Origin of the sequence: Pseudomonas sp. NPDC087358 (genome assembly GCF_044900785.1) — a bacterium.
Lineage (GTDB): Bacteria > Pseudomonadota > Gammaproteobacteria > Pseudomonadales > Pseudomonadaceae > Aquipseudomonas.
Window position 1 is genome coordinate 165,923 of the sequence record NZ_JBJDOA010000008.1, and the last position, 13,127, is coordinate 179,049.

Consider the following 13,127-nt stretch of genomic DNA (forward strand, 5'->3'; position numbering starts at 1 on the left):
AAAGGCTTGTGCCCCCGAGGCGTTTTCACGGCACGGTACCGACCTGGGTACGCAAGATCCCGATGCCCTCTACCTCAAGCTCCACCAGGTCCCCGGGCTTGAGGTAGCGCAGTTGCTCCAGGCCGCAGCCGTTGCCCACCGTTCCCGAGCCGAGAAACTCCCCTGGATAAAGTGTTTCAGAGCGTGACACGTGGGCAATGACGTCCTCGAACTGCCAGCGCATGTCCCGGGTGTTGCCTCTGCCCCACTCCTCACCATTGACCCGGGCGACCATGTCCAGATCGTAGGGATCGCCCAGCTCGTCGCAGGTCACCAGGCACGGCCCCATGATGTTGGCGGTGTCGAAATCCTTGCTTTTGGCCGGGCCCAGCATGCCGGGCATCTCTGCGGCCTGAGCGTCGCGGGCGCTCATGTCGTTGAAAATGGTAAAACCAACGATATGCTCGCCAGCTTTGTCGCGGGAGATGTCCTTGCCCTTCTTGCCGATGTAGCAGCCAAACTCCAGCTCGAAATCCAGCGCCTTGCTGAACGATGGCCAGAGGAACTCGTCGTCGGCACCGATCACCGCAAAGCGGTTGCATTTGTAATAGATCGGCTGGCGGTTGAAGGTTTCGATGACGCGGTCGTCGGCACGGGTGTTCATCGCCTTGAGCGTCGCCTCAGGATCATCGCTACGCAACGCCCGGGCCTTGCGCGCGGCGGCGAAGGCCTGGCGCAGGTGCAGCTCGAAACACGAACAGTCGCGCATCTGCGGCGGTGGCTGGATCGGTGCCCGCAGCCTGACGTCACTGCGCGGGATGATCGCCGCGCTCGGCGACTTGCTCAGCAAGGTGCGGGCCAGCTGCAACGCGTCTTCGCCGCCCTCGACCAGCTTGAGCACGCTGCTCAAGGCCGCGCTTTCGCCACCCTGAACGTGACGGTGTGCCGCTTGCAGGTCAATGACCAACTGGTCGTTATCCAGCAAGGCGCCAGCACGCTCGACCCCGTCGCCGCGGGTGAAAGTGACCAGCCTCATACCCGGCCGCTCACGGGCAGACAGGCGCCGGTCACCGCCTGCGCCGCGTCCGACAGCAAAAAGGCGATGACGGCGGCCAGCTGCACAGGGCTGACCCAACGACTGCAGTCGGCGTCCGGCATGTCCTTGCGGTTGGTCGGGGTGTCGATGATGCTCGGCAGCACCGCATTGACGGTGATGTGTCGGTCCTTCAGCTCTTCGGCCAAGGCTTCGGTAAGGCGCGCGACGCCGGCCTTGGACGCAGCGTAAGCGCCCATGCCCATCCCGGCCTTGAGGCTGGCCTGGGCGCTGACATTGACGATGCGCCCCGCTTGAGCGGCGAACAGGTGCTCGAGCACCGCCTGCGAGGCGACCACCGCAGTGCGCAGGTTCATTTGATAGAGGTGATCCCAGGTGGCCAGGCTGCCGCCTTCAACGGTCTCCCAGGCAAAGCCGCCGGCGACGTTGACCAGGCCATCAATACGGCCAAAGTGTTCAGCTGTCTGCTTCAGGGCTGCGGTTGCCGATTCGACCGATGTCAGATCTACGCCGCCGAGGGCCAGGATGGTCTGGTCGTTGACGATGCCTGCGGTGGCCGGGTCTGCCCGGTCGAGCAAGGCGATACGGGCACCCTGCGCGCGCAATTGCTGACCCAGTGCACTGCCAAGCACGCCGAAGCCACCGGTAACGACAATGACTTTGCCTTCCAGAGACGTACCTTGAAATGCCTGGTCCTGGGATGAACTGGACATCGCGAAATCCTCTTATTGTTGTTGAGCGCACCCTTCAAGGGGCGAGATTCCGATTAATATATGACACTTTTTAAAAATATGTACAAATGATACTGTGAGCAGGTTGACTCACATCAATCAAAAATCAGCGGATCCGCACGCCCATGTCCAGAAAACTGCCTGCCCTGACTGACGACAACCGTGCCTTCTGGCAAGGCGGTGAGCAGGGCCGATTGCTGATCCATCATTGCCAGCGCTGCGCCCGCTTCTTTCACCCGCCCTCGCCCATGTGCCCTCGCTGCACCAGTTTCGACGTCGCTGCGCGCCCGGTTTGCGGCAAGGGTTCGGTGGCCAGCTTTACCATCAACCATCAGCAGTGGACGCCGGGCCTGGAGGTGCCGTTCGTGGTGGCGATCGTTGAGCTGATCGAGCAACCGGGCCTGCGTTTCGTCAGCAACATCGTCGGTTGCGACCCGCAGTCGGTGGCGATAGGCATGCGCGTGAAGGTTATCTTCGAGCATCACGAAGACGTCTGGATTCCCCTGTTCGAGAAGGATCAATGATGTTCGATCATCGCTACGAAAAACAGGTCGCCATCACCGGCATCGGTCAGTCAGAGGTCGGCAGGCCTTCGAACAAATCGGCCATGCGCCTGACGCTCGAGGCATGCCTGGAAGCCATCGACGACGCAGGCCTGACCCGCGAAGACATTGACGGCGTGGCCTGCTGGCCGGGCGACAACAATAATGGAGACCCGTTTTCCCCGGTCGGCCCCAGCGCACTGAAAAGCGCGCTGGGCCTGAACGTCAACTGGTTTGGCGCAGGCTACGAGGGGCCCGGCCCGCTGGCGGGCATGATCAACGGCGCAATGGCGATCGCCGCCGGGTTGTGCCGCCACGTGCTGGTGTTCCGCACCATCACCGAGGCCTCGGCCAGGGTTCACAACAAACAGGCAGGCGCCTTGAGTGCCAAGACCGTGGGCCGCGACAGCAGCCATGCCTGGCAATGGTTCACGCCGTTCAACGTGCACTCGGGAATCAACCTGATGGCGCTTTATGCGCAACGGCACTTTTACCAATACGGAACGCGGCCCGAGCAGTTGGCACAGATCGCCCTGACCTGCAGGGCCAATGCCCAGCGCAACCCCAAGGCGATCTACCGCACGCCCATGAGCATGGATGACTACATGGCCTCGAGGATGATTTCCTCGCCGCTACGCATGTTCGATTGCGATGTGCACTGCGATGCCTCCACCGCTATCGTCCTCTCGCGCCGGGATGCTGCGCGCGACACACGGCATCAGCCGATCCGTATCGAAGCCATGGGCGCGGCACTCGATCAGCCGTGGTCGTGGGACCAGATTTCCCTGACGCAGATGGCCGCCTTCGATGTGGCGCGGATGATGTGGGCGCGTACCGACTACACCGCAGCGGATGTCGGCTCGGCGCAGCTGTACGATGGGTTCTCGATTCTGACGATGATCTGGCTGGAGGCATTGGGGCTGTGCCCGACCGGTGAAAGCGGCGCGTTCGTCGAGGGCGGCCAGCGCATTGCCCTGAACGGACCACTGCCGATCAACACCAATGGCGGGCAGTTGTCCGGTGGCCGCACTCATGGGCTTGGCTATGTGCATGAAGCCTGCCTGCAGCTGTGGGGCCGCGCCGAAGGACGGCAGACCAGAGCCCACGATGTGGCAGCGGTCGCGGCCGGTGGTGGCCCGCTCGGCGGCAGCCTGCTGTTGGTCAGGGACTGAAGGCGCAGCGGCGGGCCAGGTCTGTCAAAACAGCACCTTGCCCAGCTCGGCGCAGAATTCCACCAGCGCCCGACCGATGTCTTCAATGCCATGCTCATCGCGCTGCCCGCGAAACAACACGGCCGAGACGGTGAAGTCGATGTTGCCGGCCGGTGAGTAGACCGGCGCGGCGATCGCCAGGATCCCCACCGAAAAATAGCCGTCATCCACTGCCCAGCCACGCTCGGCAGCCAGGGCCACTTCGTCACGGTAGACCTCCATCGGCAAGGGTCTGGCCCAGCGAATGGCGTCGAACCCTTCCCTGACCCGCGCCTCGTCCATGTCTACCTGGGTCGCGAACAGCCGACCACTGGCGCCCATCAGAATGGGCAGGCGTTGCCCTTCGGCCATGTCGATGCGCACATCGGTTGGGCTGGCGGCGGAACTGACAATGACAATGCGGTCGGCGCCCATTCGGCGCCACAACGTGACGGTGACACGCAAGCGTGCTGCCAGGTCCTGCAGCAGCGGTTTGGCAAACTGCACCCGCTGACCCTGGGTCACCAGTTGCTCCACCAGCCGCGCCAGACCCAGCCCGGCCGAGTAGCGCTTGGACAGCGGGTTGAAATCCACCACGTCTTCCATCACCAGGGTGCGCAGGATGTTGAAGCAGGTACTGGGGTTGATACCCAGGATGCGCGCCAGATCGACCGAGCGCTCCGGGGTGCCCGCCTGGCTCAAGTGACGCAGAATGCGGATGGCGTTGGACACCGGCTTGACACTCACCGCGCCTTTCTGGCCGTCAGCGGTTTCAACGGTGTCTGTGGCGGACGGTGTGGAGTTGTCGATCTTGGGGCTGGCCATCGGGAATACCGAGCGAACGTTTGGAAGGCCATTCTAACCTGAGAACAGTTAGGTATTAGAAGTTTAGTATCGAAACAAAACCCTATTTCTGTTCGGGGCTGATGCCGGGTTGATGGATGTATCGCCGTGAGCTCTGCCCGACGTCCCGATACTGGCTCAATCTGGCCTCTTGCAGCTGATCGGCCCGCGTCTGGCGCGATTCCTGGCGCAGGTAATCGAGCCAGGACTCAACGATGAAACGCTCGATGTAGTGATCGTTGTCATCCAGGTCGCAGTACAGCCGCCAGTGCTGCACGCCGTTGCGACGGCGCGCCTGACCCACCGCGTAGGCCGCTTGCACAAACCCCTGGCGATCAGCGGCCGGTACCCGGTAGGTGATTTCGATCGACACCGGGCCCGGGCGCGTCGACTCGGGCAGCAACAAGCGGTCGGTCGGTTGCAAGACCATGGCGTAGTCGGCCTCCTGACCCAGCTGCAGCTTGCCGCCGCGCGTGAGCAGCAAGCCAAGCACCAGGGTCAGGGCCGCCAGCAGCAGGCTTTGTTGCAGCCCGATACGTTCGGCCAACGCGCCCCAGACAGCGCCGCCAATGGCCATGGCGCCCATCAGCATCAACAGATAGACCGACGCCACCCGGGCCCGCACCCAGTTCGCCGCGCAGGTCTGCACAACGGTGGAAATCGTCGCATTGACCGCCATCCACGACATCCCGGCCACCATCAACATCGCGCACACCAGGACCCGGCTATGGGACAGCGCCGCAGTCAGCGTTGCCAGAGCGAAACCGATGGCGCCGGCCATGATCAGCACTCGCAGCGCATAGCGTCGATACAGCGCCGTCAGGTTGAACGCCCCGACCACCGCCCCGGCGCCCAGGAACCCCATGAGCAGACCGTAGCCGCCGGCGTCGAGCCCCAGTTCGTGCTTGGCCACCAGCGGCATCAGCGCCCACAGGGCACTGGCGCTGAGGGTGAAGACAAACACCTGTTTCATGGCACTGGTAAGTACGCTGGAATGACGAATGTAGCGAACACCGCTGCGCAGCCCACCGCCGAAACTCTCCTTGGGCAGGCTGGCGGGTGCCTGATGCGGGGTGAATACCGAGACCAGCACGATCACCAGGGCCAGGCAAACGGCGATCACCACGAACACCGAACCTGCGCTCCACCAGGCAATCAACCCTCCGGCAATGGCCGGGCCAAGGGCCCGCGCCGCGTTGGTCGATATCCCGTTGAGCGCCACCGCGGCAGGCACCTGATCGCGGGGCAGGACCGAGACAATGGTGACCATCCACGCCGACATGCTCAATGCGCTACCGGTGCCCAACAGAAAGGTAAACAGCAGCAGCGACTCGGCCGTCAGCAGGTCAAGGGATGACAGTCCGGCCAGCGCAACGGCCGCCAGCAGCATGATGCTCTGGGTGATGGCCAGCCATTTGCGGCGGTCCACCAGGTCGGCAATCACCCCGCCTGGCAACGCGAACAGAAACGCCGGCAGCGCGATGGCGGTCTGCACCAGCGAAACCATCAACGGCGAGGTGGACAACAAGGTCATGATCCAGGCGGCGCCCACGGTCTGCATCCAGATCGCCAGATTGACCATCGCCCCACCGCACCACAGCCAGCGAAAGCGCCGGTTGCCCAGTGGCGCCCAGGCCGATGCAGGGGGTTGCAGCGGGGCATGCTGCTCGCCGCCGGGCCGGCTCATGTCGTTCATGTGGGCAGCGGCTCGCCAAGCCTGCCCACGGCGCGGGCCGGGCTCAGACGGCGTGGCTCGCTGACCCGGTTGCTCAGTGTGCCCACGCCCTCAATGCGCACATCGACCTGGTCACCCGGCTGCAGGAAGCGCCCATCCTCCAGGCCCACGCCATGGCTGGAGCCGGTGAACACCAGATCCCCCGGGCGCAAGGAAATGCGCGCATCCAGGTAATTGAGCAGTTCGTCGAGGGCGAAAATCATCTGCCGGGTGTTGTCTAACTGGCGCCGCTCGCCGTTGACGCGCAGTTCGATGTCCAGTGCCGGTTGAGCGCTGCCAAACTCATCGAGCGTGACCACCCAGGGCCCGACCGGGGTGGTGCGGTCCATGGCTTTTTGCGTGAGCAGATCCAGCCGGCCGATGCGCTTGCCGGCATCCCGGGCACTGACGTCATTGCCGCAGGTATAGCCCAGCAGGCAGTCGCTGGCGCGGGGTTCGTCACCCAACGCCCGGCCGACGACCGCCACCAGTTCGACCTCGTAGTCCAGTTGCGCGGTCAGGGCCGGGTACTGGATGTCGTCATGGGCGCCCACCAGCGCCGATTCCGGCTTGATATAGGCCAGCGTGTGTTCCGGTGCGACGCTGCCAAGGCGCTGCAAGTGACTGAGGTAGTTCAGCCCGACACCAAACACTCGGGCCCCAGGCTCCAGCGGCGGCAGCACGCGGCACTGGGCCAGGGCAATGCCGATCTTGTCCGGACTGAACGCTTCGAGGCCCTGTGTGGAGCGGCCGCCTGCCCATTCTGCGAACGGTGCACGGATGCGCTGCAGGAAATTCGCCTCGGCGTCGAGCACCGCCCAGAAGCATTCGCCGCGATGCTCGACCCTGATCAGGCGCATCTCAGCGCTTGCTCGCCAGGTACTCGGGGTCCAGGACTTCTTCGGGCGTCTTTACACTGGGGCCCAGGATCGGACCGACCATTTCGTGGCCCCACAGGCTTAGTTTTTCAGGGTTGAGTTCAAACGGGTCGCCTTGCCACGGCTCGATCTCGGCAATGGTTTCGAAGGCAAACCCTGACGGCGTGAAATGGTAGAACGACAGGTGCGGGTCCTGCGTGTGCTGACCCAGGGTCATCATCATCTGCAGCTCACGCTTGTTGACGATGTCGTAGGTTTCGCCAACGTCACGAATGCTGTTGACGAACAAGCCGACGTGTTGCACGCCCATACGTCCAACGCCATGCCCATAGGCAATGTCGTGGCTGGTGTGGTGGTTGAGCCTGGAGCGGAAAAACCCGGTGCGGCCTTTGCCTGCGCCGGCGCCATACCAGTGAAAGCCCATGATCCGGGTGAGGAAGTCCTCAAGCTCGTCGGTGTATTCAGGGGTGATCACCACCACGTGGCCAGCGCCGCGCTCGTTGGCCAGGAAACCGCCATGGGGGCGGCCTGGGAAAAACGAACGCGGGGTCCATTTCTGGCCATAGAACAATTCATGCTGATAGCCGACCGGGTCGCGAAAGCGGATCAGCTCACGCACGCCGCGGCGTTCACACAGCTGAGCGTCACCACGGGTGATTTCGACGTTGTTGGCTTCGAATGTCTTGATCGCAGCGTCGAACGCCTGGCGCCCCAGGGCCTCCCAGCCGATGTAGGCCAGACGGTCGACCTTGCCGGGATGAAAGGCGAAGCGGTGACGACGATCGTCGATCTTGAAGTACAGCGACTGACTGTCGCTTTCAGGCGATGGCGCTACAGCAAAGCCCATGACCTGTGGCCCGTATTCACGCCAGGCGTCGAGGCTGGGCGTTTCGAAGCCCAGGTAACCAATACCGATGATGTCCATGTGAATGCACCTGTTGTTCTTGTTTGAAGAGCCGATGGGTGTGCCGCGCCAGGGTCATACCGCCAGCAGTCCGCCATCGATCACGATGTCTGAGCCGGTGATGAATGAAGCCTCGGCGGACGCCACGAACAGCGCCATGGCCACCACTTCTTCCGGCTCTCCGGGGCGGTCCATGAGCACGCCATCGAGCAGCGCTGCGCGTATCGCCGGATTTTCCATGAATGCCGCAGTGCCCGGCGTGGCGATGAAGCCGGGGCTGATGCTGACGGCGCGAATGCCAACCGCAGCGCCCTCCACCGCCAGTTGCCGGGTGAAGGCAATGACCGCGCCTTTGGCAGCGGCGTGGGCGCTGATGCCCGCGACTTTGGAGCCACCCCAGCCTGCGGTGGAGGAGATATTGATGATCACCCCACGCTGCTCGGCCAGGTGGTCCCAGGCGTATTTTGTGGTGTAGAACAGCAAGTCGATTTCGTTGCGCATGGTGAACTGCCAGTCCTCGATGGACAGCTGATTCACCGGCCCGAATTTGGCCGCCGACGCGTTGTTGTACAGCACGTCGATGCGGCCGTGCTGCTCGACGGCGGCGTCGATCCAGGCCTTGGCCTGCGCGGGGTCACCCAGGTCCACCGGCGCTGCGCCATAGAGTTGCAAACCCTCGGCCTGCAGCAATGCAGCGGTTTGCTCATGGGCGGCGGCGTTGGTGTCACAACCAACCACAATCGCGCCTTCGCGGGCGAACTTCAGGGCCGCCACGCGCCCCTGACCGCCGCCGGTTCCGGTAATCAGAACCACTTTGTCCTGCAAACGAGCTGTCATCCCTTGATCCTCAAAAAAATTCGCATAGCGTCATCGAGCGGCAACCGCGCAGGCGGTCACGGGCAAATCATCACGCGGCGTTTTCGGGAGAATCCAGGGGCTCCAGCCAGATGGCCTCTGCGGGGCAGGCAGCCGCGCCCTCACGGGCTTCTTCCAGCAGTTGCGGCGGCACATGATCATCGTCCAGGTACACCAGCCCATCGCCATCGAGCTTGTAGATGCTGGGGCAAATCGCAGCGCAAAGCCCGTAGCCGCAGCAGCGGGAACGATCGGCCACGACTTTGAATTGTGCTTTTTCTGATTCTGGGCTCATTTCTTGTCTCCTTTGTCGGCTCAGCTGGGCCAATAATGAACACTTTCAATGCATGTGTAAATATTTCATATTAACGTCGCGATTCCGACGATCGGATTGGCCTGCAACGGGCCAACTGAAGCCTTCTGGACATTTCGCCCTGGCGCAGCATGGGTTTTCGGAAAGCCTACAGCGCACTGCTGAAGCTGATTTACTGAACAAATAACGGTTTTATGTCTAGAATCTCCCCATACATGCCGCTTCGATGGCTGGACAGTGCCACTTGGCTGCCTTATTCTCGGCTCTGCATTCGATTCTCGGATCAGAACGCCGCGCACTGTCATTCACCCGACCCTGCGGCGATGCTTGGCTCAACAAAACCAATAAGGAAGCCAAAACATGACCCCTTCCAAAAGCGAAGCGGCAATTGATTTCACGGAATTCCGTAACGCCTGGAAGATCCTCATCCTCTCGGTCGCCGGGGTCGCCGTCAGTATCAACGCCGCCTTGCTCTACGGTTTCGGCACCCTGGTCCTTCCGCTCAATCAGGCCTTCGGCTGGAGCAAGCCCGAGTTGCAGGCGTGCATCACCTTCCTGTTTGGCGGCGCGGTGATCTCGCTGCAACTGGTGGGCTGGTTCAACCTGCGCTACGGGATCAAGCGCGTCACGGTGGTGTCGCTGCTATTGCTGGTGCTTGGCTACCTTGCGACCACGCAACTGACCTCGTCCATCTGGTCGATGTACCTGGCCTTTGCGCTGCTACCCATCGTAGGCATGGGCACACTGGCGGTGACCTGGACCCAGTTGCTCAGCCTTTGGTATGAACGCAACCGTGGCCTGGCGCTGGCGGTCGGACTCTCAGGCACCGGCCTGACCGCCGCGATCGTGCCTAGGCTGATGACCTGGGGTATCGAACAGTGGGACTGGCGCGCCGCCTTCGTGATCCTGGCCATCCTCAACCTGGTCGTGCTCCTGCCACTGACCCTGCTGTGGTTTCGCCTGCCAGGTGTGACTGGGGTCGAAAACACTTCCCGGCCCGGGGATGGCGATAGTCAATTGTCGACCCTGCCCGGAATGAGCTTTCGCCAGGGCATGCGCTCGGGCAAATTCTGGATCTGCAACCTGGCGCTGTCGCTGGTGGTGTCGGCGGTGGTCGGCATGGTCACCAGCACCATTCCGCTGCTGCAGTCCAGAGGGCTGAGCGCCAGCGACGCCGGAATGATCTTCAGCGGCTTCGGCGTTTCTTTGATTTTCGGGCGGATGCTGATCGGCTATCTGCTGGACCGTCTATGGCCACCGGGTGTGGCGGCCTGCAGCCTGATGCTGCCCGCTGTGGGCTGCATGATTTACCTGGGTGGCAGCAGCGATTTCCAGGCGTTGCTGTTCGCGGCGATGCTGGTCGGTTTCGGTGCCGGCGCCGAGTTCGACATCGCAGCCTTCCTGGTGGCGCGCTACTTCGGCCTGCGTGAATACGGCCGCCTGTTCGGCGTGCATCAAGGCCTCAACACCGTGGCCTCGGCGCTGGCGCCGTTGCTGTTCGCCTTCATGCTCAGCCGCGCCGGCGACTACTCGGCGATGCTGGTGTACTGCATGGCCTGCTGCCTGATCGGCCCCGTGCTGCTGCTGGCGCTGGGCCGCGCTCCGCGTTTCCAGCACGCGCCCATGCTCGCTCAACCCTGACCCTTTGACGACAAAAACAACATAAAGGATGCCCCACATGCCAACCCTGACCCTGATTGAGTTCAACGGCACCGAGCACCGCGTCACGGCGCAAGTCGGCCAGTCGGTGATGCAGGCTGCCAACTTCGCCAACGTGCCGGGCCTGCAGGCCGATTGCGGCGGTGCCTGCAGTTGCGCCACCTGCCATGCCTTTGTCGACGACGCCTGGCTCGATCGCGTGCCGGCTGCGCAAGACGCTGAAGGGGACATGCTCGAGTACGCCTGCGGTCGAACCGACAACAGCCGCCTGACCTGCCAGTTGATCGTCAGCGACGCCCTCGACGGCTTGCTCCTGCGCCTGCCCGAATCGCAATACTGATCGCTTGCCGCGATCCCGAATACGTCCAAGGAGTTGTCATGTCACTTGCCTCGATTGTGATTGTCGGTGCGGGCCAGGCCGGTTATCAGGTGGCCGCCTCGTTGCGTCAGGAAGGCTACACCGGGCGCATCAGCCTGGTCGGCGACGAACCCGGACTGCCGTATCAGCGTCCCCCCCTGTCCAAGGCCTACCTGCTGGGCAAGATCAGCGAAACCGCCCTGCTGTTCCGCCCCGCCGATTTCTTCGCCACCCAGAACATCGAGCTGATCCACGATCAGGCCAGCGCCATCGACCGCCTCAATCGCCGGGTGCTCCTGGCTTCGGGCAACGCGCTGAGCTACGACCATCTGGTGTTGGCCACCGGCGCGCATAACCGGCCATTGCCCGTGCCCGGCGCCGACCTGCAGGGTGTGTTCGGGATCAAGACCAAACTGCATGCCGACACCCTCTCCCCGTTGGCCCATCAGGCACGCAACGTGGTGGTGATCGGTGCCGGTTTCATCGGCCTGGAGTTCGCCGCCGTGGCGGCAGCGCTGGGCGCCACGGTTCATGTGCTGGAGCTGGCTGACCGACCCATGGCCCGTGCGGTATCCCGGGAAATGTCCGAGGTGTTTCGCGCCGCCCATGAGAGCTGGGGCGTGCGCTTCGATTTCCGTGAGGGGCTGTCGAGCATCGAAGGCGACAATGGCAAGGTCTGTGCGGTGCACACCAGCGATGGGCGCAAGCTGCCCGCCGACCTGGTGGTCTTCGGCATCGGGGTCATTCCCAACGTGCTGCTGGCCAGTGAAGCGGGGCTGGATATCGAAAACGGGATCAAGGTCGATGCGCATCTGCTGACCAGCGACCCACAGATTTCCGCCCTCGGCGATGTCGCCTGCTTCCCCTGCCTGCACAACGATCAGCAGCCGATTCGACTGGAGTCGGTGCAGAACGCCGTCGACCAGGCGCGCAGCATTGCCGCGCGCCTGATGGGCAAACCTGCGGCCTATGAAGCGCTGCCCTGGTTCTGGACCGATCAGGGTCGGCTCAAACTGCAAATCGCCGGTCTGTCCAACGGTTATGACAGCACGGTAACCCTGGGATCACAGGACGACTCGCAGCTGTCGGTACTGTGTTTTCGCGATGATCAACTGATCGCCGTGGAGTCCTGCAATCGGCCGGGCGATCACATGGCGGCGCGCAAGATCCTGGCTCGAGCCCCCCAACTGACGGCGGCGCAAGCGGCAGAACCGGGATTCGAACTCAAAGCATGGGAGGCAGCCAATCGACCATGAATAAAATCTGGATGATAACCGGGGCCTCAAGGGGATTAGGCGCGCACATCGCCCAGGCTGCGTTGTCGGCGGGCGATCGGGTCGTGGTCACCGCGCGCAACCTGCGCGCCCTGGACGACCTGTTTAACGACGACGCGGACCGGGTGCTCAAACAGGCGCTGGACGTCACCGATCAGGCCCAGGCCTGTGCGGCGGTGGACGCGGCCCTGAACCACTTCGGCGCGATTGACGTGCTGGTCAACAACGCCGGCTACGGTCAGCTCGGCCCGTTCGAAACCAACACGCAGGCCGACGTCGAACGGCAGTTTCAGACCAACGTCTTTGGCGTGTTCAACCTGTGCCGGGCGGTGCTCCCGCTGATGCGTACCCAGCGCCGGGGTCATGTGTTCAACCTGTCCTCGGTGGGCGGGTTGATCGGCATGGGTGGCGCTTCCTTATACAGCGCCTCGAAGTTCGCGGTTGAAGGCTTCAGTGAAGCGCTGGCCCAGGAAGTCGCCAGTTACGGTATTCGGGTCACGCTGGTCGAACCCGGAGTGTTGCGCACCGACTTTCTCGACGGCAGCTCGCTGGCGTTCGGCAATGCGCAGATCGCCGACTATTCGGCACTGGTGGACAAACTGCAGGCCTCCTGCGCAGCCGGCAATCACCAGCAAGCAGGCGACCCGGCAAAACTGGGCCAGGCCCTGGTGTCGCTGGCCAACTGCGAAGCGCCGCCTTTGCGCTTTCTGGCCGGCAGCGACGCCTACACCCAGGTCAGCGCCAAGCTGACACGCATGAACAGCGAAATCGAACGCTGGCAGACACTCTCCTGCTCAACCGACGGCGACTGGATCACCGGCACAGAGAACTGA

The 13,127-nt window shown here is 63.1% G+C and carries 14 protein-coding genes; 6 read left to right on the top strand and 8 right to left on the bottom strand.

All coding sequences use genetic code 11. From position 1 onward, the window contains the following. Nucleotides 1-25 precede the first annotated feature (25 nt). Both ACI2KS_RS19575 and ACI2KS_RS19580 read right to left on the bottom strand, forming a co-directional pair. Nucleotides 26-1,015, bottom strand: coding sequence for a fumarylacetoacetate hydrolase family protein (locus ACI2KS_RS19575; protein ID WP_404622643.1), 990 nt, complete (start codon nucleotides 1,013-1,015; stop codon nucleotides 26-28). Next, nucleotides 1,012-1,746 carry an SDR family NAD(P)-dependent oxidoreductase gene (locus ACI2KS_RS19580; RefSeq protein ID WP_404622644.1) on the bottom strand — a complete coding sequence of 245 codons (735 nt, stop codon included), beginning with the start codon at nucleotides 1,744-1,746 and terminating at the stop codon, nucleotides 1,012-1,014. The genes ACI2KS_RS19575 and ACI2KS_RS19580 overlap by 4 nt, the downstream gene beginning before the upstream one ends. Nucleotides 1,747-1,889: 143 nt before the next feature. Between ACI2KS_RS19580 and ACI2KS_RS19585 the strand changes: the two genes are divergently transcribed. Together ACI2KS_RS19585 and ACI2KS_RS19590 are read left to right on the top strand one after the other, a co-directional pair. Continuing rightward, nucleotides 1,890-2,288, top strand: coding sequence for a Zn-ribbon domain-containing OB-fold protein (locus tag ACI2KS_RS19585; RefSeq protein WP_404622645.1), 399 nt, complete (start codon nucleotides 1,890-1,892; stop codon nucleotides 2,286-2,288). Beyond that, complete coding sequence (locus tag ACI2KS_RS19590; RefSeq protein WP_404622646.1) at nucleotides 2,288-3,478, top strand: thiolase family protein; 1,191 nt, start codon at nucleotides 2,288-2,290, stop codon at nucleotides 3,476-3,478. The genes ACI2KS_RS19585 and ACI2KS_RS19590 overlap by 1 nt, the downstream gene beginning before the upstream one ends. Before the next feature lie 24 nt (nucleotides 3,479-3,502). On the opposite strand, the gene ACI2KS_RS19595 is transcribed toward ACI2KS_RS19590, so the two are convergent. From ACI2KS_RS19595 to ACI2KS_RS19620, 6 genes are all read right to left on the bottom strand, one after another. Beyond that, nucleotides 3,503-4,321, bottom strand: a complete 819-nt coding sequence (locus ACI2KS_RS19595) for an IclR family transcriptional regulator (RefSeq protein WP_404622647.1) — start codon at nucleotides 4,319-4,321, stop codon at nucleotides 3,503-3,505. Nucleotides 4,322-4,403: 82 nt separating this feature from the next. Further along, a complete protein-coding gene (locus ACI2KS_RS19600) occupies nucleotides 4,404-6,035 on the bottom strand; it encodes an MFS transporter (protein ID WP_404622648.1) in 1,632 nt (543 codons plus the stop codon). Beyond that, the gene (locus ACI2KS_RS19605; protein ID WP_404622649.1) at nucleotides 6,032-6,913 is read right to left on the bottom strand and encodes a fumarylacetoacetate hydrolase family protein; all 882 of its coding nucleotides are present in this window, start codon (nucleotides 6,911-6,913) and stop codon (nucleotides 6,032-6,034) included. Before ACI2KS_RS19605 ends, ACI2KS_RS19600 begins: the two co-directional genes overlap by 4 nt. Nucleotide 6,914: 1 nt before the next feature. After that, complete coding sequence (locus ACI2KS_RS19610; RefSeq protein WP_404622650.1) at nucleotides 6,915-7,856, bottom strand: VOC family protein; 942 nt, start codon at nucleotides 7,854-7,856, stop codon at nucleotides 6,915-6,917. 54 nt (nucleotides 7,857-7,910) lie between these two features. Further along, nucleotides 7,911-8,672 (bottom strand): SDR family NAD(P)-dependent oxidoreductase, encoded by a 762-nt coding sequence (locus ACI2KS_RS19615; protein ID WP_404622651.1) that lies wholly within the window; start codon nucleotides 8,670-8,672, stop codon nucleotides 7,911-7,913. A 70-nt stretch (nucleotides 8,673-8,742) separates the two neighbouring features. After that, entirely contained in the window at nucleotides 8,743-8,985 is a 243-nt protein-coding gene (locus tag ACI2KS_RS19620) for a ferredoxin (protein ID WP_404622652.1), read from the bottom strand. Nucleotides 8,986-9,363: 378 nt separating this feature from the next. Between ACI2KS_RS19620 and ACI2KS_RS19625 the strand changes: the two genes are divergently transcribed. Genes ACI2KS_RS19625 through ACI2KS_RS19640 form a run of 4 tightly spaced genes read left to right on the top strand, consistent with a single transcriptional unit; the run spans nucleotide 9,364 to nucleotide 13,127 of the window. After that, nucleotides 9,364-10,644, top strand: a complete 1,281-nt coding sequence (locus ACI2KS_RS19625) for an MFS transporter (protein ID WP_404622653.1) — start codon at nucleotides 9,364-9,366, stop codon at nucleotides 10,642-10,644. Between the two features lie 37 nt (nucleotides 10,645-10,681). After that, a complete protein-coding gene (locus ACI2KS_RS19630; RefSeq protein WP_404622654.1) occupies nucleotides 10,682-11,002 on the top strand; it encodes a 2Fe-2S iron-sulfur cluster-binding protein in 321 nt (106 codons plus the stop codon). Nucleotides 11,003-11,040: 38 nt separating this feature from the next. Further along, on the top strand, nucleotides 11,041-12,276 hold the full coding sequence (locus ACI2KS_RS19635; protein WP_404622655.1) for an NAD(P)/FAD-dependent oxidoreductase: 1,236 nt from the start codon (nucleotides 11,041-11,043) through the stop codon (nucleotides 12,274-12,276). Then, nucleotides 12,273-13,127 (top strand): oxidoreductase, encoded by an 855-nt coding sequence (locus ACI2KS_RS19640; protein ID WP_404622656.1) that lies wholly within the window; start codon nucleotides 12,273-12,275, stop codon nucleotides 13,125-13,127. Before ACI2KS_RS19635 ends, ACI2KS_RS19640 begins: the two co-directional genes overlap by 4 nt.

What these genes read in the sequence shown, in the direction of transcription:
- ACI2KS_RS19575 (WP_404622643.1), bottom strand. Translation starts at nt 1,015, where the DNA reads ATGAGGCTGGTCACTTTCACCCGCGGCGACGGGGTCGAGCGTGCTGGC.
- ACI2KS_RS19580 (WP_404622644.1), bottom strand. Translation starts at nt 1,746, where the DNA reads ATGTCCAGTTCATCCCAGGACCAGGCATTTCAAGGTACGTCTCTGGAA.
- ACI2KS_RS19585 (WP_404622645.1), top strand. Translation starts at nt 1,890, where the DNA reads ATGTCCAGAAAACTGCCTGCCCTGACTGACGACAACCGTGCCTTCTGG.
- ACI2KS_RS19590 (WP_404622646.1), top strand. Translation starts at nt 2,288, where the DNA reads ATGTTCGATCATCGCTACGAAAAACAGGTCGCCATCACCGGCATCGGT.
- ACI2KS_RS19595 (WP_404622647.1), bottom strand. Translation starts at nt 4,321, where the DNA reads ATGGCCAGCCCCAAGATCGACAACTCCACACCGTCCGCCACAGACACC.
- ACI2KS_RS19600 (WP_404622648.1), bottom strand. Translation starts at nt 6,035, where the DNA reads ATGAACGACATGAGCCGGCCCGGCGGCGAGCAGCATGCCCCGCTGCAA.
- ACI2KS_RS19605 (WP_404622649.1), bottom strand. Translation starts at nt 6,913, where the DNA reads ATGCGCCTGATCAGGGTCGAGCATCGCGGCGAATGCTTCTGGGCGGTG.
- ACI2KS_RS19610 (WP_404622650.1), bottom strand. Translation starts at nt 7,856, where the DNA reads ATGGACATCATCGGTATTGGTTACCTGGGCTTCGAAACGCCCAGCCTC.
- ACI2KS_RS19615 (WP_404622651.1), bottom strand. Translation starts at nt 8,672, where the DNA reads ATGACAGCTCGTTTGCAGGACAAAGTGGTTCTGATTACCGGAACCGGC.
- ACI2KS_RS19620 (WP_404622652.1), bottom strand. Translation starts at nt 8,985, where the DNA reads ATGAGCCCAGAATCAGAAAAAGCACAATTCAAAGTCGTGGCCGATCGT.
- ACI2KS_RS19625 (WP_404622653.1), top strand. Translation starts at nt 9,364, where the DNA reads ATGACCCCTTCCAAAAGCGAAGCGGCAATTGATTTCACGGAATTCCGT.
- ACI2KS_RS19630 (WP_404622654.1), top strand. Translation starts at nt 10,682, where the DNA reads ATGCCAACCCTGACCCTGATTGAGTTCAACGGCACCGAGCACCGCGTC.
- ACI2KS_RS19635 (WP_404622655.1), top strand. Translation starts at nt 11,041, where the DNA reads ATGTCACTTGCCTCGATTGTGATTGTCGGTGCGGGCCAGGCCGGTTAT.
- ACI2KS_RS19640 (WP_404622656.1), top strand. Translation starts at nt 12,273, where the DNA reads ATGAATAAAATCTGGATGATAACCGGGGCCTCAAGGGGATTAGGCGCG.